We start from the raw sequence: 21,672 nt of genomic DNA, 5'->3' as shown, positions 1-21,672 counted from the left end.
CCACGCCGCTGGCGTTGAGGCCTGAGGTGGAGCCGGAGATGTCCACATTCCTGCCGGTCACTTCATTGCTGCCGTCAGCGGCCAGCAGGGCCTCGCCGTCGCTGGCGGTGACGGTAATCGCGCCTTGTTCGGCGGTGAGCGTATTGTTGGAACTCTGGTTGAGGGCTCCGACGCCGAACTGCTGGCCCGTAACCGTGATGTTGCCCTGTCCTTCCACAGACACATCGTTGCTGCCGGCGTTCAAGGCCTCCATACCCCTCAGACCCTTTATCTCAACATCGCCGTTGATGGCGGTGACTTCGTTGATGCCGGCCTTGGTGGCGAACAGCCCGGCTCCGAAGCTTTCGAACTGGCCGTTCTCACTGTCTGCAACACCGGATGCAATGTTGATATCCTTGCCGATGATATAGTTGGCTCCGCCGCTTACGGCGGCAAGACCTTCACCGAACTGCCCGGTGACGTTCACCGTGCCTTCATCAGCCAAAATGCTGTTGGCGGAAAGTGAGCCATTAGCGGACATGCCGTCTAACCAGCCGGTGACGGTGACGACGTTGCTGCCCGTGCCGGACACTTCGTTGCGGCCCCCGCCTGTTGCGTTCATGCCGGTCGTGCCGCCTTCGATGGTGATGGCGGTGTCGCCTTCGCCAATAATCTTGTTGCCCACATGCACGTCACTGCTGGTATTGCCGGTGTTATTGCCTGCGAAAACGGCGGAGGAATCGCCCTTGATGGTGATGCTGCCGCCTGTACCCGTGACGGTATTGCTGCCTACGCCGCTGGCGTTGAGGCCTGAGGCGGAGCCGGAGATGTCCACATTCCTGCCGGTCACTTCATTGCTGCCGTCAGCGGCCAGCAGGGCGCTGCCGTTGCTGGCGGTGACGGTAACCGTGCCTTGTTCGGCTGTGAGCGTATTGTTGGAACTCTGGTTGAGGGCTCCGGCACCGAAGAGCTCGCCCTCCACGGTGATGTTGCCCTGACCTTCCACGGACACGTCATTGCTGCCGCCGCTAACGGCCTCCAGCCCCTTGTGTCCCTTGACGGTCACGTCGCCGTTGATGGCGGTGACTTCATTGATGCTGCCGCCGGAAGCGAAGATGCCCGCCGCGCCGGACATGCCGCCGCCGGGAACGGCCTGGCCTGAGGCGCCTGTGATGTTCACGTCCTTGCCGAAGACATAGTTGGCGCCGTTGCTGGTGGCAGCCAACCCCTCAAGGGTTTGGCCTGTAATATCTACAGTGCCCTGCTGGTTGGAGATGTGGTTGGAAGATCCTGCGCCGTATGCATACACACCTTCATCTTCACCGGTGATGACAAGCGTCTTGCCGCCAGTGTTAATTATGCTGTTCTGACCGCCGCTTTCAGCGTAGACACCGGTTCCGTTGCCTTCAACAAGAATCTGGTTGCCGGAAATGGTGTTGACGCCCTGGCTGGCCGATACGCCATGCCCGGAGTCGTTGCTGACGTGGATCTGCCCCTTGCCCATATCTATGGAATTGGACGCAGCGCTACCTTCAGCGCTTATACCCTCATGCACGCGCAGGGTGCCGTCGTAGGATGTGACGGCAGTCGCACCGCCAGTGTTGATCACGCCCTTGTTCATGAGAACGGTATTAAAGTCGTGCCCCATGTCAGACGGGTTGCCGCTGGCGTGGACGTAACTGCCGCCAATGAGGCTGTCGTTCAGCACAATATCGTTATTCTTGGAGGACGAAGTGATATGGTAGCTGCCGTTCTGGCCGGAGCCTTGATGGTATTCACCGATATAATCCGTGCCGAGGCCGGAAACCGCGCCATATTGTTCGTCATAGTCAGCCGAATTGAAATAAGTACCCTGCGTACCCACTACTTCGACCTTGTATTCCGAAGTTTGGCCGTTCATAGTTACGGTTACAGTTACAAAGCCGCGCAAGAAGGAATCATCGCCTGTCTGCTGCAGCATTTGCAGGCCTTCGGGGCTGAGCTTGAAAATCAATTGGCCGTTTTCCATCACCGGATCGGCAAGCCAGCTGCTGTCCCAATCAGCCGGGAAAGACCAGGAGACAGCATAGGAGCCCGCAGGCGCACCCGCAAGGTTTAGCACGGAACCATCGGCATTCTTGAAAAAGATGGGCGTGGTCACAACATGGTCGGCACTGTTGGGGCCAGTATTGTACATGACCGCGCGAACATCGGCCACAAAGCTTTGTTCAATGGGCGGCACAGTGGGACCTTCCTCGGAACCGGGGCCGGAGTAGTTGCCTGCGCCAAGATTCATGAGGGGCGCAGCCAATTGGCCTTCCATACTGACGGCGGAACCGGGAATGCTCATGTCCAGGCCATCCAGATGGTCTATGCCCGAGGCCAGATCGGCATTGCCCATTTCGCTGTAGCGGGCGCTGCGGGTGGCCTCGGGACCAGCGGCCGGAGCAAGGTCAGGTCCCATAGTCGCAAAAAATCCGCGCCAGAGACGATCTGGCCGCCAACTTCAAACTCCGGCAGGTTTTCGCCGGTGAAGTCCACGTAAAAATCTTCTATAAGTAAGCTCGAACCATCGTCAAAAACGAAAACGAGGTCTTCGCCATGGCGTTCAACAGTAACATCTTCAAGCACGAAATCCATGCTGAGTCTGCTGCCGGGAATGGCCTTGACCGAGGTGTGCTGTCCAGCCTTGGGGTGAGCAAGCATGATGGTGTTCATAACATTCTCCTACATACCGTAAAGCTATGTTTAGCAAGCGGTACGATCTGAAATATTCGGGGCGGGCGACGGTTCACGGTAATGAGGAATCTTTCCTGATGATTGCGCGGAGCATGACATGTTGTCGTGGCAACATGGCGTGCTGTGCGCGAACCTTCGGATATATAGCGTTCACTGCCGTATAAGCCGCCTCGCAGCTGCGTAGTGTCTCTGAGAGACGGAACTGGCCTGACTTGGCCTGTTCCGCGTCCAAACCGCATAGTCCTTCGAGCGGTCGGGCTCGGCTTTAGGAAAAAATTCCGAGCAATAAGCTGTTGGGCAAGGCCTTGGGCAACCTTGCGTAAGCAGAGCAGAAAGTTCTCACATGCTTACACTTGCTAAATAGCCATGTTGGATCAACTGTCAATAATAATGATACTGATTACTAGTTAAAAACAGGGTAAATTTTTCTACTATGCTTGGATAGCGTCGTCAAACTATAAATAATTTTGTAACGTCTCTTCATGCCACAATGGGAGAACCTATGTACGCACATGTCCGACACGACCTTTCTGATAGAGTGCGGCTGGCGGCAATCAGGCAATGAGCCGTACAAAAAGGACTCAAGGCCAAGATACACTTGGCCGTGGATGCGCCTTTTTCAAAGTTAATCTGCTCTAGACAGAGTCGTCACGAGATGAATTTGCTTGGTATATCAAGGAGAACGAGCCTTTTATGCAGGGAGTGTACTCTTATGGTACTCGACCGGAATAAAAGGCGAAGTTCGACGCAGAGATACCGGGAAAGGCGCTCGTGACGACACTGTCTAGCGTCTCCCGATGCCCCAAAGCCCATACAGACGCCTGCCGCCATTGGAAAGGTGCAAACCTGGAGCGTTTCAACGCCGCGCACTCCGTTCGCGAGGCGTACAAGACGCCAGCGGTGCACATTCAACAACGCGGGCAGCCTGTGACAGCACCTGCAGCCCTTTTTCGCACATCCGCCAGAGCCGCTTCAAAACAAAACGCGCTCCAGTTTTTGCGCTAAAAAACACGAGACCCGCTCTTGGCAGGAATGGCGCTTTCAACGCGAACCTGACAAAAGCGGGGCCTCGTCCGTTCAATACCGAAATCTTGACGCAAAGGCCGCTGCTATGCTCCTGCCAGAAACTCCCGCCACAAAGGCGTACGTTTGTCCTTGTCCGACAGAAGGGGCTGCGCCACGGGCCAGGCCACAGCAAGGTCAGGATCATTCCAGCGGATGCCCCCTTCGTCTTCGGGGCAATAGTAGTCCGTGCATTTATAATGAAAATGCGCCACCTGACTGGTGACCGCAAAGCCATGCGCCATGCCCGGCGGAACCCAGAGCTGCCACTGATTGTCCTGCGTCAGCTCCACGCCATACCACTGGCCGAAGGTGGGTGAGCCGGGCCGGATATCCACGGCCACATCAAAAACCCTGCCCAGAGAAACGCTCACAAGCTTGCCCTGGGGACGGGTTTTCTGAAAATGCAGACCGCGCAGTATGCCGTAGGTGGACATGGAATGGTTATCCTGCACAAAAGGGCCGTCAATGCCCGCTGCCGCGTACCGCTCCTGCTGCCAGGTCTCTACAAAATAGCCGCGGCTGTCGCCCCATATTCTGGGTTTTATGAGCATGACCCCGGCCAGAGGCGTTGCCGCTACTTCCATTGCCCTATCCCCGTATCCACAAGGTCAAGCAGATACTGGCCGTAACCGGTCTTGCCCATGGGCCGGGCCAGAGCGCGCACCTCATCGGAAGAAATATAGCCGTTGCGCCAGGCAATTTCTTCAAGGCAGGCCACCTTGAGTCCCTGACGCTTTTCCACCGCCTGCACAAAGGCCCCGGCATCCATGAGGGAATCGTGGGTACCCGTATCCAGCCAGGCGATGCCCCGGCCCATAAGCTCCACATGCAGGTCGCCGCGTTTCAGGTAGGCATTGTTCACATCGGTTATTTCAAGCTCTCCGCGTGCCGAAGGCCGCACAGACCGGGCAATGTCCACCACATCGGCGTCATAAAAATACAGGCCCGTGACCGCGAAATTGGATTTGGGATTCCGGGGCTTTTCCTCAATGCTCACCACGCGGCGCTCACTGTCAAATTCCACCACGCCATAACGTTGCGGGTCGCGCACATGATAGCCGAAAACCGTGGCTCCCCGGTCGCGCGCCATGGCTTCGCGGGTAAGATCGGGCATGCCGTGGCCAAAAAAAACGTTGTCCCCGAGCACAAGGCAGGTGTTATGCCCGGCAATATGCTCTTCAGCCAGCAAAAAAGCTTGCGCCAGGCCCTCGGGACGGGGCTGCTCCACATAGCAGATGGAGCAGCCCCACTGGGAGCCGTCATGCAGCAAGGTCTGATACAGGGAAAGATGCTCGGGCGTCGAAATAAGGCAGATATCGCGAATGCCGGCCATCAGCAGGGTCGCCAGCGGATAATAGATCATGGGTTTGTCGTAAATGGGCATGAGCTGCTTGCTCACGCTCAGGGTCAGGGGATAAAGACGTGAACCGGACCCTCCGGCAAGAACAATGCCCTTCCATTGGCTCATACGTTTTACTCCCCCCCATCGGCAGCGGCACGCCGCCCGTAATTGATGTCCATCCAGTCAAGATAGGCGCCGCTGCGCACAAGGTCTACCCAGGCGCCGTTTTCCAGATACCAGCGCACGGTATCGCGCAAGCCCGTGTCAAACCGGCGCGAGGGGCGCCAGCCCAGTTCATTTTCAATGCGCGAGCAGTCAATGGCATAACGAAAATCATGACCGGGCCTGTCCGACACAAAGGTGATCAGATCGGCATACGGCCCCTGGGCGGAAGGATGCATGTCATCAAGGATGGCGCATACGGCATGTACCACCTCAAGGTTGGTCCGCTCCGCATGGCCGCCGATATTGTAGGTGCGCCCGGCCTGCCCGGCCTCAAGCACGCGGGCAATGGCCGTGCAATGGTCTTCCACATGCAGCCAGTCACGGATATTGGCCCCTTGCCCATACACGGGCAGCGGTTTGCGCTCAAGGGCGGTGAGAATCATGAGAGGGATAAGTTTTTCCGGGAACTGACGCGGCCCGTAATTGTTGGAGCAATTGGTCAGCAGGACGGGCAGCCCGTAGGTTTCGTGAAAAGCGCGCACCATGTGGTCGCTGGCCGCTTTGGATGCCGAATACGGGCTGTTGGGGCTGTAGGGCGTACTTTCTGAAAAAGCCGGATCACCAGGCTGTAACGCGCCGTAAACCTCATCTGTAGACACATGCAGAAAGCGAAAATCCGCAACCCGCTCAAGAGGAAGCCCGCGCCACCAGTCCTTGACCACACGCAGCAGGCTTGCCGTGCCGAGTACATTGGTGCGGACAAAGGCGTCCGGAGCCACGATGGAGCGGTCCACATGGCTTTCAGCGGCAAAATTGACCACGGCATCAGGCTGGTGCGTATCAAGCAAAAAGGCCACCAGCTCCTCATTGCCGATATCGCCGCGCACAAAGACATGTTCCGGGTCCCCCGTCAGCGCGGCCAGATTGGCGGGATTGCCCGCATAGGTCAGTTTGTCGAGATTAATGACGCGGATGCCCGCACGGCGGGCCTGAAGCACATAGGCCGAGCCGATGAAACCCGCTCCCCCTGTAACAAGTTGACAGGTCATGGCTACATCCTTTTCATCTGATTTTTCATTAGAGCATTTAACACTTGAAATGCTTGCTTACGGCAGGCAAAAGCCTGCCTGCTCGCATTTCGTGGCAAGAATTTTCAGGAAAATCCTTGCAGAGCAGTTGACTCGTTTCATTCGTAAACTGCTCTAGAGCATTTTCGCATTGAGAATATCTATTCTCAATGCTCCCAAGACGCCCGCTCCGATGTTTAACCGCGCAGATAAACTGCTCTAAAATTGTACCTGTTTCCAGAAAACATGGCAGCAATGAGCGCATCAGCGTATTCAGCACGTTAGCAAAAGATTCAGCATTGTGACAACCGCGGAAAAACCGGCGGCCGGTCAGGCCGCGGCTGAAAACAACGCACAAAAGAAGGGGTTACCTGTACTCAGGCAACCCCTTGAAAAAATGGTGGAGAAGAAGGGATTTGAACCCTCGACCCCCGCCTTGCGAAGGCGCGTATGGTATTTCTATGACTTTTTACTAATTTTTTCTAGTCAATATAATTATTGAATTTTTATAAACTTCTGTTGCATTGACTACCATCAATTTTTACGTCATTTCATAATGTGTGTTGGGAAAGGTGTTGGGAAGGGAAGTCTCCCAACACGCAGCCGAGGATAGCCATGAAAAAATCGAAACGCGAAAAATCTCAAAAATATGCTGGGGTCTACTTTAGGCTTGATGCCGACCATAAGGAACGTACGTACTACATTGTGTACCGGCAGGGTGGACGCGAGGCAAAGCTTATAGAGGAACCAGTTGGTAAAGCGTCTCGCGGCATGACGGAAGCAAAGGCAGCACAGATACGGGCGGACAGAATGCGTGGCAAGGATCAGCCCAATACGGAAAAAAGAAAGGCCTACGCCGAAGCCAGCCAGGCGCAGCAAAGCCGCTGGACGTTAGATAAAATTTGGGAGGCATATCAAGAAGCACATCCTGAACACAAAGGCCGTCAACGTGACATCAGTCGATACAACACACACATTGGCTCACGCTTTGGGGGAAAAATCCCAGAAGAAATCATAACAGCTGACATTGATACTTTCAAAACGGAAAGCCTCAAGGCTGGTAAATCCGAAGGTACGATCCAACGAGCAATTTCCCAACTGCGAGCCATCATCAACTTTGGGGTCAAACGTGCCCTTTGCCCTCCGCTTCAACCGGGGCGACTCGTAATTGAATCAATTCGTGTTGATGGGCAACGAACAGAAGCTCTTACGGAGGAACAATTAGGCAAACTACTTGAAGCTCTTGATGCGGAACCCGATCAAGATGCAGCGGCATTAATCCGACTGGCGATGGTGACTGGCATGCGTAAAGGAGCACTTCTCGCACTGCGATGGGACGACTGTGACTTTGAAAGAAAAATTATCACGTTGCGTGGCGAGTCTGCCAAGAAAGGAACGACTGAGTACATTCCAATGAGTGATGCTGCCCACTCAATCTTGCTTAATATCAGCCGTACAAATAGTGTGTTTGTTTTTCCTGGAAAAAATGGAGAACAAAGGACAGATTTTCGCCGAATTGCGCGGAGGGTTAAAAAAAACGCAGGGTTGCCAGAAGATTTTCGCCCTCTTCATGGGTTGCGTCATGCTTATGCGTCATTTCTTGCATCCAGCGGGAAGGTTGACTTATATACCCTACAGAAATTGTTGACGCACTCCAGCCCACAAATGACCCAGAGGTACGCCCATCTAGCGGATGAGGCTATGAAACGTGCTGCTAATGTAGCAGATTCTATCTTGAATAGTTCTTCTACAAAAATTACTGGAAAGAATAAAGATGCCTAAAAACTTCAAAAAAGTGTTAGAAGCTATTCCAGAAGAGGACGTTGCGAACTATAGGATGAACAACAAAAAATTTAAAATCTCAGAAGAGATTGAGGTTCGCAATCTTCTCGCCGGCGATTATTGGAAATATGTATACACCGCAAAGTGTATACATAAAAATTATAGTGATTGGATTTCTCATAGCAAAGACAGTCTAGATATCCTATCTAATTATATCGAGGAGGATAGCTACACACTTAGATGCATAATTAATGCAGTAGCTTGCAAGATTCATGACGGAAAGTCATCCTTTCCATTAGAGAATTTAAGTGTTGATGAGTTTCAAGCAGCTATAAAGTTATATGTCTTTTCTATCAGATTTGGTTATTATTTATGGGATATTGATAATATATGCACTTCCGTCGATATTATTAATTTTTTTATTAAAAACAATTCGATGCCTCTGCCACCTCTTCCTTTCTGCAACAACCAAGAACAAAGAGCCCGCGTGACTACTTACAGGCTTTTCAGCGGCAGTATCTTTACAGGAGGAGAATCTTACGTAGAGGAAATGAAAAACAAAGATTTTCATCCACAGGTTAGTTATAAATATCACGATGATAATTTTGAAAATAAGATAAAATTTTTTCAACTTGATTACGAGATGACATGCTTTGCCGTAGAACAAACCGTTGATGGAGAGCCTAGGCCGACGAGCAAGGTGGCTGAATTCATCCGTATGCGTAAATGTCTAGTTCAAGATGAATTTCACTCTAACTCTAATGCGGCACGCTGTATCGGCCTCCTTATGTATGACACTATGGCTTCCCCAGAAGAAAACATTGAAACTACTGTTAAAAACTTTAGATTTACAGAGACCTACTCTAAACTTGATAATATTAGGATTTTTAAAAAATCTAACAATCCATTTATTTCTGATAAAGACAATTTAACATTAAAAAGATGGCTAAAAACAACGAAAGAGTGCATAGAAAAAATGTCTGTTTTAACGGTAAAGTAGAACATCACGTCAGCGGCGGGAGCAATATTTCATCCCACTCCCACCGCTGTTTTATAGTATTCAGTCTTTCACTTCATCCCAAATAGTTTTTACAGCTTTGAGCACCGCAATGACAATGACCAGCCATGTTGTAGCATCAAGGCCGCAATCGGCTTTACTCATTTTTCCCTCCTTTCAGTAACGCCTGTTGCAGCAACCCAAACATGGCCGGAGCCAGGTCAGGCAGGTCATTGATGATCCGGTTGGTCTGCGGCAAGAGTAGGGCGATGTGGTCGCTCTGGATGCCGACTCCATAGACCTCAAAGCCCAGACTTTGAACCACATGCAGCGTTTTTACGGCGGCTTGGGGCCGATCAGGTACGCCGTCGGTGATAATCAAAATGATTTTACGCTGTTCCTTGAGAGGCAACATGGTTTGCAGAACCCACCACAGGGCTTCGGCCAATGGCGTACCACCGGAAGCACTGATGTTGAAACAGTCCGGTACCTTTTGCCCATGCCGCATGACGGGGAAGACAGAGCTGGTGCCTGCCAACGCCGGAAAGGCTGTAACCGCAGGATTCACACCCTGGATGTTTTCCAGAGCCTTGGCCACCGCAAAGCAGGCCTGTTTGGCAAGATAGATGGGAGCGCCTGACATGCTACCGCTCACGTCCAGCAGGATATGAACAGCCGTGTTAAGCCCCTGATGCACGGATTCTTTTTGGAAGACACTGGGGTTTCCGACCTGCAAACGGTACAGTGAACCAGGGTGCAAAACTCCACGCCGTCCGATGCAGCACCGCCTTTGTGTCCGGGCTTGCAAAAGCCCCTGAAGGCGCGTGCGCAAAGCAATGCTGGCCTGAAGTGCTTGCAACTTTTGCTCCTCTGGTAATGCTCCAGTCTGCCGAAAACCTTCTACTGCCACAGTAAAGGATTCGGCTGATGATTCCGCCAACTGGCTGGTGAGTGTTGCCGACAGAAGCTCACCAAGGTTTTGCGGCAGGTCTTGAGCTTCGGCATGCAGCAAAGCCGTCAGTTGCTTCTTGGCCCTTCCAGCGAGTACGAAGGGCTGCGCTTGAGATGCACAAGCAGGCAGATCAATCCCATCCCCTTGTGAAGCGGAATCGCTGTGATCAGCGTTGTCCCTTATGGATGTATCCGTACCGGATGCATGGCCTTTGCGTGGGATTTCGTGCCCATCGCCCTTTTTTCCGTCATTTTGCGCCGGGCTTTCGTCGTTTTTCGCCTGTTGTTGTGGTTCCCACTGCTGGATGCTCTGGGACAATTGCCGGGCGTAAGCAATGGCGGCAGCCGTGTCAGGGCAATGGATACGCACTTTGACCAAAATGGCATCCAGCGTTTCCTTGAGGCCAGGGAATTGCTTCCGCAGAATTGCGGCAGCATGCAATCGGATCCTGTTGACCGCATCCACGTCCCAAGAGCGCACGGTCAACAGCACATAGTCCAAAACAGCAAGGGCCGGAGGATCACCTCCGGCCCTTGGCTGTGCCTGTTCTACAAAGAATCGTCGTATCAACCAGTTCAGGTTTTGCCGACATCCAGGAAAAATGGCAGACAGCTTTTTTTCGACTCTCCAGTCTTCAAGGCAATTGAAAAGGTTGAAGGTTACAGGATCAAGATTGGCAGCGTTCAACACACCGAAATCCGTGTGTCGTATATGAGCCGCCTCGTGGTCGCAAAAACCCTTGGCAAGCGCCAACGTTTCCGGCTCGCAATCCATAGGCAATGAAGGCAAATGAATGATTTTGCCATTGGTGCAGGCCTCCCTGCCTCCGATACGTACCTGCACCCCGTATTGGTCACCCAGCACGGACGCCAGCAGAGGCAGACAGTTGAGAATGTCTTTGGAGCGTATCATGGCGTCACCACAGCCCCAGGCTTGGGATGGAAGGATGCGGTAATGTGCTGTCTCCCACGGCGATGTCTGGCAATACAGGCATGTCATCCTCATCAAGGGAACTATCCAACTGCGCTGTGAAGCCATCAATCTCAGGTATGCTGCCTGGGCCAGCCAGGAGAGCATCCAGCACAAAGTTCGGCTCGTAGCCTTCAATAATCTTCTGCGCGTGCCCAACAAGAGCCGAACTGTCTTTGAGCAGACAAACCAGCCCCTGCAGCAAGAGCAAATCTGGTCCGGTAATGTTGCCCTTCTTGGGCATGCGCAACAGTGCTGCCTGCACGATGTCAGCCACCGGGGCCACATGCGGCTCGACAAAGGACAAGCCCGTCAGCTTGGCATACAGGGTCCGTAATGGAGAAAGAGCCTTATGGGTCACTTCTGTCCTGCCATGATACACCCTGCGCCAGATATCTTCGGCAGACTTGGCCACTTCTCCAAAGAGCGTGCCACCCAGGCCTTGTACTTCCTCAGCCAGGCCTGCTTCCAGTACAGCGGTATTATCATTATGTTGCTCAAGCGGGGCCACCTTATACAACTGCCAGCGAAAATCCATGCGATTTCGCACATAGTCCGGCCCTACTGTGGAATTACGGATAATTTCACCCCACTGGTGATGTTTCTCAATCCAGGCCTGGACGTTCTGGTCATAGCCAGCCAGAAAGGCCTCCTTTTCTTTCTGAAAATCGCTACGGATACGAAGCAGCTCCTGTACGATTTCCCCGGCCTTTTCTTCGGGGATGGCCCAGCCGGACATGAAGCGCACACCGTGCCTGTCAAGGTAGTTGAAGGCACGGGCCTTGAGCGTGCCGAATATTTTGAGGTTTTCCGGGTCGGCAATGCGCTTGGATCCGAGAGAGGCCAGGTCATCGGGCGGCAGCTCCGCACCCCCCAGGTCTTCCTGGCTCATTTTACGGCGGGCCGACCACAGACTGACGTTGAGGTTGAGGGCTAACAGGTTGTCCAGAATGCGGATGTCTGAAAGAACGTGTGTCATGATGTTCTCCTATAATGAACTTTTGGCAGGAATAAGGGCGTAGCCCTCTTTGAGTTTTTTGGCAGTACGGTATTCTAGTTCCAGCACTACATTGCTGTTTTCACACTGTTCAGCAGGGATGAATTTTTGTTGTCCAGGTGTACCTTGCTTGCCCCATTGAAGCATGAGTCCTTCAGTACGGGCCTCACCAGCCCAGAATTTACCGGACTGTTTTTGGCCGGGCACGTTATAATCCACCTGCAAATAGAGACGTGGCTGCGAAGCCGTGGGAGCATAGCGCAAGCGGCCCTTCATAAAGCGCAGGGCTGTGTCTCCTTGCAGGAGGTCCTCTCCTGGTTCAGAGTCCATTGCCTTGATGTCCGCGTCGGTATGCTGTGGGAACATACGTTGGGCCAGTTCGTGCAGCATGGCACGAGTTTCGCGGCTGGCTCGATAGCCCAGCGCCCGATCAAGGGCATAGGTAACGGGCTGAATACCTTGATGGGCCAAAGGTTGGAACCGTACGGTCAGATCTCCCCAGCGCAGCAAACTGCGGGTGGAGAAGGTGATCTCAATGGTGTTTGCCAGATTGCTGGTGGAAGCATCGCCCATGAACAGTTTGCGGACTTCATTGGCATACTCCACCATAGTACCGCACAACTTGTCAGGCAGAGACGGAAACCGTTGTCTGAGCAATGCTATTTCTATTTTTGCATCTGGATAGCCCATTTCACAAAGGATAAAACGATCGGAAAATGCCAAATTTTGTCGTTGAGTACCTTGATACAGACCGCTCTCATCTCCGCCACCATTGGTGTTGGCAGTCGCGACAAAACGGAACATGGGGTGTGGATTGATCAATTCTCCGCCGTTCTCCGCGATGCACAAGGGGGAGCCGTCAAGAATGCCATGCAGGCCTGCGGCCACTTCGGGTGGAGTGATATCGATCTCGTTTACGAGAAAGATTCCTCCGTACCGCATGGCAAGAGCAAGAGGGCCGTATTCAAAGGCCATGTTGCCGTCCTTGACCGTCAGGTGCCCCACCAGATCGGCAAACTCCAGTCTTCCGTGTCCGGTCACTTCAAAAACGGGATAGTTGAGACGGGCCGCCAGTTGCTTGATGCAGCTCGTTTTTCCACATCCACTGGGGCCAAAGACATAGAGCGGTTCCCGCAAACTGAGAAACCAGACCACCATATCGCGGCTGGATTCGTGAAAGACATAGCCAGGATCAATAGCTGGAGTGTAGGCCGATGGAGTCGCGTAACCCCTGACCAAGGTGCCCGAGGGCTTGCCGCTGAAAACCTGTCCAGCATCAAGGTCGGTGGGTTGAAGGCTACCAAGTTCATTGGAAACATTCATACTCTACTCCTTTAAACGCCAAGAGCCTCCCTTGAAAGGGAGGCTCTTGCGTGTGTATATAGTGAAAAACTAAGAGATATGTGCGAACCTTTTGAGCGTCAGCTTTCGAGCAACCGCCAATAGGGTTCAAAACTCTTGGCGGTCAGATCCGCCACTTGAGCCGTAAAGGGGCTGTAATCTCCTTGAGTGGCCGCAATATCGAGATTTTTGTAATATTCAGGTCGGGACTCCACCGGAATGATGACTGTGGGAAATCCCGCTTTCATCAATTCCAGATTCATAATCAGTCTGGCTGTCCTACCATTACCATCTTTGAAGGGATGGATGTTTACAAAATCTGCATGGACGCGGGCCGCCAGCTCCACGGGATGCAAAGATTCCCGCGCTGTCTCATACCAACGAAAGAAAGCTTCCATTTTTTCAGGCAACTGGGTGGCTGAAGGTGGAACGTGGTTCGCACCAGTAATGATAACGTTCACCTCGCGGTATTTTCCCGCGTTGGCAGTGTCAACGTTACGCATGATGATATTGTGTATCTCTTTGAGAACACGTTCACTCAGAGGCTCATTTTTTTGTACAAGCGCTTCAAGGTACTCAATAGCGTGGCTATGATCGATGATTTCCAGATGCTCTCGCATGCTTTTACCACCAATCGTAATTCCATCCTCCAATACAGCCTTGGTTTCGTAAATGGTGAGGGTGTTTCCTTCTATCGCATTTGAATGATAGGTAAAGCGTATGCGTATGTCCTCATGCAGGTGCGAAACGATGTGAGGCGGTAAAGGGCGATTTGCGTCCAGCTTGGCTTTGAGTGCGTCCAAAGCGGCAAAGGGAGATATGTTCATGAAGACCTCGTGCGTTATGACTAAAGCAGTATGCTGTAACATATGAAAATACACAAGGAATGCCATTTACTCGCCTGTTTGCAACGATGGTAGGTATGCCAGTTAGACACAGGGCAACGTCAGAATAATACCTCGCGATAGCCTTGCGAAGTTCAGTTTATGGGTGAGACGCTCAGCTTCTCAAAAGGCTCGCCAGTGCGCTCGCAGCGGGCCAACAGGGCGTCCACGTCAATGTCACCCAGAGATTCAAAACGAAAGATATCGGACAGTTCTTCCCGTAATGCATTTTTGTCCAATGTGGTTCGGCCTGTAGCCACTGACATACGGAAACGGTAGTTCGCAGCATTCACCCAGTCACGAGTGCCAGCCTGCCGATGCACCAGCTTGAGTACGGCTTCCATCTCCTTAATTTCAGCATCCAAAGTGATTCGCTGTTTTTTGAGAACAGCCAGCTTGTCCAGAGCAGGTTCCCATTGTGGTAGGTGTGTACCCTGTGGAAACTTAGGGCAATCGCTGTTGTATTCGCAGTATGAGCACAGTGGGTAAAATCCTTGGGCGCAGTCCACCTGCGAAAGGGACACGTTCCCGGCACGGTAGGCCGTGAGGTCGCCCCAAAGTTGAGTCGCATGGTCGAGAGCCGTATCCAGCATAGCTTGGTTGAAGCCATAGGGGCCGAACGTCTTTATCTCCTTCATGGAAAGGCAGAGCAGCCAGGCTTCCAGGCTCGCTGCATCAGCACATGTGGGCAGTTTGAGTCCCAAATGGGCATGACAGAGTTGGGGAAAGGTCAGCTTGTCATGCAAAAGCGTACCGTCCGCCGCCCGAAGGCTAAAGACAGGCTTGTCCCAGGCCATGGACAACAGACCGATCTGTCCATGTAATTGCAGTAGATGAGAATCGTGCGGCGTGTTGGGTAGCTTGTCCGTGCTTTTGACCTCAAGGATCCGTATGGCGTTTACGGGCGCACCCCAGAGGAGCACGAAGTCAAGATGAGCCTTGATGGGCACGCCCTGATGCTGCCAGTTTATTTCAAGCTGGGGCAAAACATGCAGGCTCAGCGACGCCAGCGCCTGTCCAACTCCTGATTCAAACCAGTGCCCCCGCTGTAAGGTCAGCAGACGCTCCAGACTGTCAGTAGCGGGAAGCACCTTGCGGGCCAAAGCGGCACGAGGACATTCCCAGTGCTGACCAATGTCACTCATGCCCACATAGGTGGAGCGGTCACCCAAATGGGCGGCGGTGTTTTGCTGGGAAACAGTTTGCAGCCCTTGTCTGATTAACTTTCGCAAACCCTCCGTGCGGTTAGTGTGTTCCATGATTGCATCTCCTGAAAAACAAGAGGGCCACCCAAAGGCAGCCCTCTCATTTGTGTTTTTTATGGTTCTTTTCGTTATGCAGCATGGGCATACTTCCACCACAGCTTGCGTTGTGCATTCCAGCGAAAGCCCGCTCCCATGAGCAGTTCTTTCTTGGCCTGTGTGTTGCCGGTGGCAATGATGCAGGGGCGTCCGTCCTGAGCCGTCACCTGCTGGTAGGCGATACCTTCCAGCTGAGGGAGATTATCGAGTGCTGCTGACGGGCTATTTGAGGGGACTGAAATGTTGTTTATGGGGGACGGGTCGGGTAGAGATGCTTTTCGAGTCTCCGGGCTGTTTACGGGCAGTTTGGGACGTGTGGACGATCTCTTGCCATTTTTAGCCCCTTCGCCGTCGTCATCCTCCGTGACCATACCCAGCATGGCGGTCAGAGCGTATCTCCTGCAATAGGTCATGGCCGATCCCATACCTTGTGGATCAGCCTTGGGCAGGGGAACAACAGCAAGGGAACTTTGCCACTGGCCAGACTCTGCATGCGTCAACTTGGTAACCAACCCCAGAGAGTTTGGCTGCTCCACGGGCACAGGATACTGACACAGCCAGATACCATTCGAGATGAGCGCATCCCGGCAGGCGTCCATGACGCTGTTCAGGCTGGCGTACCAGCTTTTTGTAAATGGGTTTTCAGCATCCTTGGCAATGGGCTGCACTGTTCGTTGTACATTAAGCAGTGCCTTGGCCAATTCAGTGATGTTTTCTGATTGATATGGGGTCATTTTTACCTCCTTACAATAATAAATCCCGGACGGACAACCGCACCGGGATCAACTTATTAATTTTCAAGCACTCGCGTGCTATATTTCAGTAGTAATATATATCTGAATTTTTTTAAAAATGCAGTCTAGCTTGAATATTGCATGAACGGCCTTTTGCGTCTGCATTTCCCCAAGGGCGTGAACCTTGAAGAGGTTATACAGGATGAGATTATCGCGGCCATGTGCCACCATAGCTGGAGAGACCAAGAAAATGTCTGGGGTTCAAGACTCCCTATGCAGCTTTTCTGGATTCGGCTAACGTCCAAACAAAAGGTGTTGCGCTTTCAAATTGAAACCGCGAGACACTAGTTCCAGCACATCGCGCTTTTCTTCCGGAGCGACGCCGAGATACCATTCCGGCTTATGGACATAGATGAAGCGCACGTCAAAATCGGAGTCTTCGGAAGCAAAACCCCAGCCCCGACTGCCCGATTCAATGGCGTACAGGACTTTGACGCCATGTTTTCGCTCAGTGGCGTCCAGTTTGGCCTGGATGGCGTCCACTGTATGGTTGGGACGGAAAAGCCTTCTGCAAAGCGTGTGGCATAGGTCGAGGCTGCCGCAGGCGCTTTGTCGCCGCCATAGCAGGTCAGCACACAAGACTCCGCAAAGGCGGTATCGTATGCGCCGGTGAAAGGCGCGTTTTCTCGCAGCGCATCCACTGCCGCAAGGCGTTCCAGAATGCGCGGCTCCACGTCCCGCCAAGGGTATTTGCCCTCTTTGACGGCAACCAGTTCTGCCCGCCTTCCTTCCACGATTTGATGCGGCAGATATTGGTATGTACTACCTCTTCCATAAGCCGCAGCACGGTTTGCCGGGAACAGCCAAGGGATTCCGCTAACTGCTTCAGCGAATAGGCTCGGCGTCCGAACAGCAACAGGCCGAACAGGGCAAGCGCCTTGCGCGAGGCAGTGGCGGACTGGTCGAGTTTGATGGGCACAGGTTGTTCCTCAGCGGAGTTTGTGCCAAGTAAGAGCAGCGTGCTATGCGGCTTGTAGAGCTTCTTCACCGTAGGCCAAGTAGCCCTCGTCAACCATTTTAATGCTCACATGTTTGCGGTTTTTCAACACTTCACAAACTGTGGCATCAATAAACTCATACGCAAACTGGCGCTCTAGGCCGCTCTGGTACATATCTTGAAGTATTGTTTGCAATTTTTCATTGCAAATTGTTTTCTCAACAACAGCATCAAATTCATGTTTTGACAAAGCCATACACATTGTGCATTCGAGAAATTCTTCTTTAAAAATTTGAAACATTGCAACTGCATCGTCATCAATAAAGTTATCGAGAGTTTTTTTGCTGACAAAGCCAGAAACAACAGCGCCGACCATAGCCCCCAGCACAGGGATTGGTATTAGAGCTTGCCCAACAGCCGCGCCAGCCAGTGAGCTTGCACCCACTGCGGAGTTTTTTAGCAATTGCATTTTTGAAATTCTTCCGCGCATGGTTCTTACCAGATCAGGACCAAATACGACAACCCCGATAATGGTGCCAGAAATAATGGCCCGGCCAGTGACCGCTCTCAGGCCCAAACCTTCTCCGACTGAAGTTTTAGCCAGGGCTGATTGGCTAATTTGCTTTGCAAGGCTGTTGCTGAGTCTAGCCACTGGGTTGGCTATTCCTTCAAAACCGGCAGCAATGCCATCTTTGGTAGATTTTTTGACAAATAAATTTGCAAATTGATCGCGTGAAAGCTGCATCGTCAACGTATAAATGAGAACGCTTTTTCCCATGGTTTTGAGCGTGGCACCAAGGCTGATCTGGGCCGCTTCCTTGATGTTTTTCCCATTCCAAATGCATGCGGCAAATACCATGAGGCCGGATATGCTGCCAACGCATGATGAAGAAATAATACCACTTGTTATATCGACGCTAAGGCTTTCCAATGTTCCAGCCTTACATACATTGCATGTTTGGCTATAGGTAAACCAACCTTTTTTTACGAAATTTTGAGCAGGCGTCCCAGGTTCTGCATTGGGAACCTGTCCGCTGTCAATGCGCTTCTGCATAATCGTCAAAGCTTCGCTATATTGATCGCGAGGAACTTCGATGGGCATCATACTTCCATCTGAATTCAAGTAGATTGCTTGCTTATGTTGAAAAGCGGCGCCTATACTTTCTTTAGCCGTTTTGTAATACTTTGTCTGAATAGCCTCACCATTGACAATCCTGTCTGCGCCATGCTTGAACTGCCGACCATGCTCATCAAGCTGTTGCCCGGCATTGATAACATCTTTTTGCATAAGTCTGTCAAATGTATTATTGACGTATTCGCCAGCATATCCGTGCCCGCGTTCGCCATTCATAAATCCTTTTGTTTCTGAATAGGTTTCATTAAAGTTTACATTCGCTCCTGCAATCCCGGATAGGTCGGCAACACGCTTTGCATCTGAAATATTTTGCTCTCTTGCAAGGTACTTGTCTGCATCATCTTTTTCATCGCAGGATTCAGAGTCATTATTTATAATATTTTTATCATAAAGAGTTTTTGAAAGTCCAGTATCAACAATACTTGATAACATCATGCAAAGGGAATCTTGAGTTAGTGTAGTGTTAGCATTAAGAATTTTTATATCTTCTTCAACTTCACACTCATCTTTTATTATTGATATTTTAATACTGTCCTTATTTTTTTCCGTCTTCACTACGCCAGCAAATGGAATATATATATTCTCTGATTTGTATATCCCATCATGGTCTTTGCTATCCAACTGATAGCTAATATGTATCCCATTGCGCGTAATAAGTGTGCCGTATTCTCGCAGCTCCTTATTGTCTTTACTTGGAATTGCAGAGTAGTAAAAAACTTCAGTGTCATTAATAGATAAATTGAAAAAATTCAAAAAAGCATTTACTCGTCCATAAGGAATTTTATTTTCTCCACCGGATATAAACTTGTAATTATTTTTTTCATTTGAATCAACAATCATGCTTTGCGTAATGTAATCAATGGCAGCATCTACTTCCCATAGTTGTTTTGGGGTTGAGTTTTTTTCTTTCCATTCTTTAACTTTCTTCTTGTTCTCGTTATGCGCGTAGAATCCTAATGCCACGAGCCCTATCCAGACAGGAATGGCGATTTTCCAATATGAAAATGTCAACCAGATGGCGATACCAATGGCCGCTGCACCCAGTGCGTATGGAAGACACGCCACAGCCAGCCCAATAAAAATGATTGCACCCAAGGCTAAGCCGATCATATGGAGCATAATACGCTACCCTTTGATGTTGATATATAAAGAAAATACAACCTACGCGATTCCATCATGACATGCAATATTGGCTTGGAAATTTCATGTAGCACGGGCCGGAATTGTCCGGCCCGTGCTCATTTTTCTAAAACTCGTACCTAACTGTGCCGAATACGCTGTGCCCGGTGCGGTGATCCGAAGCTTGAATGTTGTAATTGAGGCCCAGGGACAGATTGTCCTTGCCCACTTCAAAGCCCACGCCGCCGACAAAGGTGACGTAGTCCACCACCTACATTTTCATTTCCGCTTCCGCGCCGAAAGCCGGCACACGGGCGCGGGATGTAGCCTTTACATCGCCAGCGGCGGGAATGACGCCCAACTCCACTTGTGGCCTGAAGTTCCAGCCCGAATCGCTCTGGATGGCCTTGCTGAAGATCACGCCCACTGGGAAGGTCCAGGTGGACTGGAAGTCCTAATCCACCTTGAAGACCGTACCGCCGCTCTTCACGCTGTATTCGTCTGTGGTCAGGCCGAGATAGCGCACTCCGACGTGCGGAATGATGTCCAGCATCGGAGTTTCCCACTTGTATTCGGCCTTGGGCCCCGCTTTCCACGCGTTACTGGTAACGTCAGCCTTGAGGTTGCCCATTTGCATGGAAGCGGGCAAGTCCTGCTCCAACTTGTTATAGTTGCCAGTGAAGCCCACATCAGCGGAGAGGCCGAAATTGTTATAATTCCAGCCGCCGTACAGGCTCAGGCCTTCTGCCGCGCAAGCTCATGGAATACTTCACCAAGCCTTGTGCGTAACCCATCAAAAAGTCACTTCTTTCGATATTTTGGAATCCATATCGCATGGTACTTGCACACCCAAGTTGAGTGAGCTAAAGTTTCATTTTCCAGCAAAAGCCTCCTGCATTGAACTTTGAGCGGTTCGTTACTGGAGGTTTTTATATTTCTGGCAAAGTCAAACTTTGGGAGTCCCCAGGCAAAGCCTGGGGTTTACCGGTTGATTATTAATACCCTAATAATTCAGGATGGTACCGTTCTTCATAGTGTTTCCATCACTGTCAGCAAGCCCTGGTAGCTGTCCACTTCATGGTACTTCACGGCAGAGGTACTTATTTCATTAAACAGCTTCTTGGCGCAGGATATTTTCGCTTGCTCTATCGGGCGCAGTTCGAGGCTGTCCATTGTGCCTTTGGTTCCGGCAATAAAGAAGATGTGCTTCACAGTCCCCTTTTTGAACGAAATTGCCCAGTCCGGGGAGTATTTGCCGACGGGCGTTGGGATGTAGAACCCTCGGGGTCCTCTCGGCAATTTGGCGTAGACGATCACTTCATCGGCAACGTCCAAGTCCTCAGCAAAGCGCCGTTCGACGCTGTTGGCCGTTGAGCCATCGGTGAAAATATAATCTTGTATGGCGTGTTTCGCCTTGAACGCCTTGGCGTACTCATCTGAGGCTCGGCTCATACTGAATATTTCCTGAGAATAGGGCTCCTCGGCACTTGGGGCATAGGTGATATGATCCACGACGACGGAGGCTTTCTGTCTGTTGATAATAACAACAACCTTGGCGATAAATTCTTCGGGGTTATCGCAGAACAGCCAGAGCAGCTCCTTTTTTATGCCCTCAAGAATAGCTGTGACCGTACGGCGTGTAAGACTTGTGCCTCCGGCTATCTTGCCGATAATGTCATAGGCTGCGAGGCCGCCGTGCGCCCGTCCGAGTTTTTTGGTTTCAGTACGTTCAATATTGAAGTCCGTGCCTTCCTGTGAGCCTTTGGTAAGGGTGTAGGATAGACGGGCGACCTTCAACTCCCCATCGATGGCGAATATGGACTTCCTAATGAGTTCGTCGCCGTTGAATTCCACAGTATAAGCATATCGCTTGTTTATCCGCTCCCACAAATCCTTGAATGCTGCCCAATTCTCGTTCAGCGGGTTGTCTTTGATCTTTGTTTCGCGTCCATTGCCTGCCATTTCATTAAGGATTGACGGGGCAAAGATAGCCTGAACCAGGGTAATCCCCCCAGAAAAAAGTAGCATTTCAAAGTAGAATTTCCGAGAATAAGCAATCTGGAGATTTTACAATGAAAAAGTCACGCTTCACGGACAGTCAAATCTTGGCGATTTTAAAACAGGCCGA

General features: G+C 51.4%; 20 protein-coding genes and 1 pseudogene. 3 read left to right on the top strand and 18 right to left on the bottom strand.

Annotated elements, in window-relative coordinates:
• The 5 genes from V6C16_RS01940 to rfbB form a co-directional block, all read right to left on the bottom strand.
• Positions 1-2,422 (bottom strand): beta strand repeat-containing protein (locus tag V6C16_RS01940; RefSeq protein ID WP_333542741.1); only part of this gene is annotated, 2,422 nt, incomplete at its 3' end.
• Positions 2,329-2,676, bottom strand: coding sequence for a hypothetical protein (locus V6C16_RS01935; RefSeq protein ID WP_333534328.1), 348 nt, complete (start codon positions 2,674-2,676; stop codon positions 2,329-2,331). The genes V6C16_RS01935 and V6C16_RS01940, both read right to left, overlap by 94 nt.
• A gap of 1,130 nt (positions 2,677-3,806) precedes the next feature.
• On the bottom strand, positions 3,807-4,346 hold the full coding sequence (gene rfbC, locus V6C16_RS01930) for a dTDP-4-dehydrorhamnose 3,5-epimerase (protein WP_333534327.1): 540 nt from the start codon (positions 4,344-4,346) through the stop codon (positions 3,807-3,809).
• Complete coding sequence (gene rfbA / locus V6C16_RS01925; RefSeq protein ID WP_333534326.1) at positions 4,337-5,230, bottom strand: glucose-1-phosphate thymidylyltransferase RfbA; 894 nt, start codon at positions 5,228-5,230, stop codon at positions 4,337-4,339. The genes rfbC and rfbA overlap by 10 nt, the downstream gene beginning before the upstream one ends.
• Positions 5,231-5,235: 5 nt before the next feature.
• On the bottom strand, positions 5,236-6,318 hold the full coding sequence (gene rfbB / locus V6C16_RS01920; protein WP_333534325.1) for a dTDP-glucose 4,6-dehydratase: 1,083 nt from the start codon (positions 6,316-6,318) through the stop codon (positions 5,236-5,238).
• Between rfbB and V6C16_RS01915 the strand changes: the two genes are divergently transcribed.
• The 3 genes from V6C16_RS01915 to V6C16_RS01905 all read left to right on the top strand — a co-directional run bounded on the left by V6C16_RS01915 (position 6,317) and on the right by V6C16_RS01905 (position 9,118).
• Entirely contained in the window at positions 6,317-6,475 is a 159-nt protein-coding gene (locus V6C16_RS01915; RefSeq protein ID WP_333534324.1) for a hypothetical protein, read from the top strand. The genes rfbB and V6C16_RS01915 overlap by 2 nt on opposite strands.
• Positions 6,476-6,951: 476 nt before the next feature.
• Positions 6,952-8,118, top strand: coding sequence for a tyrosine-type recombinase/integrase (locus tag V6C16_RS01910; RefSeq protein ID WP_333534323.1), 1,167 nt, complete (start codon positions 6,952-6,954; stop codon positions 8,116-8,118).
• Positions 8,111-9,118, top strand: a complete 1,008-nt coding sequence (locus tag V6C16_RS01905) for a hypothetical protein (protein ID WP_333534322.1) — start codon at positions 8,111-8,113, stop codon at positions 9,116-9,118. Before V6C16_RS01910 ends, V6C16_RS01905 begins: the two co-directional genes overlap by 8 nt.
• Positions 9,119-9,272: 154 nt before the next feature.
• Here V6C16_RS01905 and V6C16_RS01900 read toward each other — a convergent pair whose 3' ends face one another.
• The 13 genes and pseudogenes from V6C16_RS01900 to V6C16_RS01840 all read right to left on the bottom strand — a co-directional run bounded on the left by V6C16_RS01900 (position 9,273) and on the right by V6C16_RS01840 (position 21,572).
• A complete protein-coding gene (locus V6C16_RS01900) occupies positions 9,273-10,979 on the bottom strand; it encodes a cobaltochelatase CobT-related protein (protein ID WP_333534320.1) in 1,707 nt (568 codons plus the stop codon).
• Positions 10,980-10,983: 4 nt separating this feature from the next.
• On the bottom strand, positions 10,984-12,015 hold the full coding sequence (locus V6C16_RS01895; RefSeq protein ID WP_333534319.1) for a DUF3150 domain-containing protein: 1,032 nt from the start codon (positions 12,013-12,015) through the stop codon (positions 10,984-10,986).
• Between the two features lie 369 nt (positions 12,016-12,384).
• Positions 12,385-13,356 (bottom strand): annotated as a pseudogene (locus V6C16_RS01890) (AAA family ATPase); the annotation flags it as partial.
• 98 nt (positions 13,357-13,454) lie between these two features.
• Positions 13,455-14,201, bottom strand: a complete 747-nt coding sequence (locus V6C16_RS01885; RefSeq protein WP_333534317.1) for a Fic family protein — start codon at positions 14,199-14,201, stop codon at positions 13,455-13,457.
• Between the two features lie 152 nt (positions 14,202-14,353).
• Complete coding sequence (locus tag V6C16_RS01880) at positions 14,354-15,517, bottom strand: hypothetical protein (RefSeq protein WP_333534316.1); 1,164 nt, start codon at positions 15,515-15,517, stop codon at positions 14,354-14,356.
• A gap of 74 nt (positions 15,518-15,591) precedes the next feature.
• The gene (locus V6C16_RS01875) at positions 15,592-16,293 is read right to left on the bottom strand and encodes an ERF family protein (protein ID WP_333534315.1); all 702 of its coding nucleotides are present in this window, start codon (positions 16,291-16,293) and stop codon (positions 15,592-15,594) included.
• Between the two features lie 294 nt (positions 16,294-16,587).
• Positions 16,588-16,836 carry a DNA polymerase beta superfamily protein gene (locus tag V6C16_RS01870; RefSeq protein ID WP_333542740.1) on the bottom strand — a complete coding sequence of 83 codons (249 nt, stop codon included), beginning with the start codon at positions 16,834-16,836 and terminating at the stop codon, positions 16,588-16,590.
• 85 nt (positions 16,837-16,921) lie between these two features.
• Positions 16,922-17,272, bottom strand: coding sequence for a hypothetical protein (locus V6C16_RS01865; RefSeq protein ID WP_333534312.1), 351 nt, complete (start codon positions 17,270-17,272; stop codon positions 16,922-16,924).
• A gap of 43 nt (positions 17,273-17,315) precedes the next feature.
• Complete coding sequence (locus tag V6C16_RS01860) at positions 17,316-19,544, bottom strand: hypothetical protein (protein WP_333534311.1); 2,229 nt, start codon at positions 19,542-19,544, stop codon at positions 17,316-17,318.
• A gap of 127 nt (positions 19,545-19,671) precedes the next feature.
• Complete coding sequence (locus tag V6C16_RS01855; protein ID WP_333534310.1) at positions 19,672-19,815, bottom strand: hypothetical protein; 144 nt, start codon at positions 19,813-19,815, stop codon at positions 19,672-19,674.
• A complete protein-coding gene (locus tag V6C16_RS01850) occupies positions 19,816-19,971 on the bottom strand; it encodes a hypothetical protein (RefSeq protein WP_333534309.1) in 156 nt (51 codons plus the stop codon).
• Positions 19,972-19,998: 27 nt separating this feature from the next.
• Positions 19,999-20,232 (bottom strand): autotransporter domain-containing protein, encoded by a 234-nt coding sequence (locus V6C16_RS01845; protein WP_442886168.1) that lies wholly within the window; start codon positions 20,230-20,232, stop codon positions 19,999-20,001.
• A 341-nt stretch (positions 20,233-20,573) separates the two neighbouring features.
• Positions 20,574-21,572: a restriction endonuclease gene (locus tag V6C16_RS01840; RefSeq protein WP_333534308.1), complete on the bottom strand. Its 999-nt coding sequence runs from the start codon at positions 21,570-21,572 to the stop codon at positions 20,574-20,576.
• Positions 21,573-21,672 lie beyond the last annotated feature (100 nt).

It is taken from the genome of Desulfovibrio sp. 1188_IL3213, from assembly GCF_036763145.1.
In the GTDB taxonomy this organism is placed as follows: Bacteria; Desulfobacterota; Desulfovibrionia; order Desulfovibrionales; family Desulfovibrionaceae; genus Desulfovibrio.
This window is presented reverse-complemented; position numbering and strand designations above follow the sequence as displayed.

Excerpts from the sequence above, each read along its gene's own strand:
- V6C16_RS01895 (WP_333534319.1), bottom strand. The coding sequence starts at position 12,015 with ATGACACACGTTCTTTCAGACATCCGCATTCTGGACAACCTGTTAGCC.
- V6C16_RS01885 (WP_333534317.1), bottom strand. The coding sequence starts at position 14,201 with ATGAACATATCTCCCTTTGCCGCTTTGGACGCACTCAAAGCCAAGCTG.
- rfbC (WP_333534327.1), bottom strand. The coding sequence starts at position 4,346 with ATGGAAGTAGCGGCAACGCCTCTGGCCGGGGTCATGCTCATAAAACCC.
- V6C16_RS01875 (WP_333534315.1), bottom strand. The coding sequence starts at position 16,293 with ATGACCCCATATCAATCAGAAAACATCACTGAATTGGCCAAGGCACTG.
- V6C16_RS01910 (WP_333534323.1), top strand. The coding sequence starts at position 6,952 with ATGAAAAAATCGAAACGCGAAAAATCTCAAAAATATGCTGGGGTCTAC.
- V6C16_RS01935 (WP_333534328.1), bottom strand. The coding sequence starts at position 2,676 with ATGAACACCATCATGCTTGCTCACCCCAAGGCTGGACAGCACACCTCG.
- rfbA (WP_333534326.1), bottom strand. The coding sequence starts at position 5,230 with ATGAGCCAATGGAAGGGCATTGTTCTTGCCGGAGGGTCCGGTTCACGT.
- V6C16_RS01860 (WP_333534311.1), bottom strand. The coding sequence starts at position 19,544 with ATGCTCCATATGATCGGCTTAGCCTTGGGTGCAATCATTTTTATTGGG.
- V6C16_RS01840 (WP_333534308.1), bottom strand. The coding sequence starts at position 21,572 with ATGCTACTTTTTTCTGGGGGGATTACCCTGGTTCAGGCTATCTTTGCC.
- rfbB (WP_333534325.1), bottom strand. The coding sequence starts at position 6,318 with ATGACCTGTCAACTTGTTACAGGGGGAGCGGGTTTCATCGGCTCGGCC.
- V6C16_RS01905 (WP_333534322.1), top strand. The coding sequence starts at position 8,111 with ATGCCTAAAAACTTCAAAAAAGTGTTAGAAGCTATTCCAGAAGAGGAC.
- V6C16_RS01900 (WP_333534320.1), bottom strand. The coding sequence starts at position 10,979 with ATGATACGCTCCAAAGACATTCTCAACTGTCTGCCTCTGCTGGCGTCC.
- V6C16_RS01915 (WP_333534324.1), top strand. The coding sequence starts at position 6,317 with ATGGCTACATCCTTTTCATCTGATTTTTCATTAGAGCATTTAACACTT.
- V6C16_RS01880 (WP_333534316.1), bottom strand. The coding sequence starts at position 15,517 with ATGGAACACACTAACCGCACGGAGGGTTTGCGAAAGTTAATCAGACAA.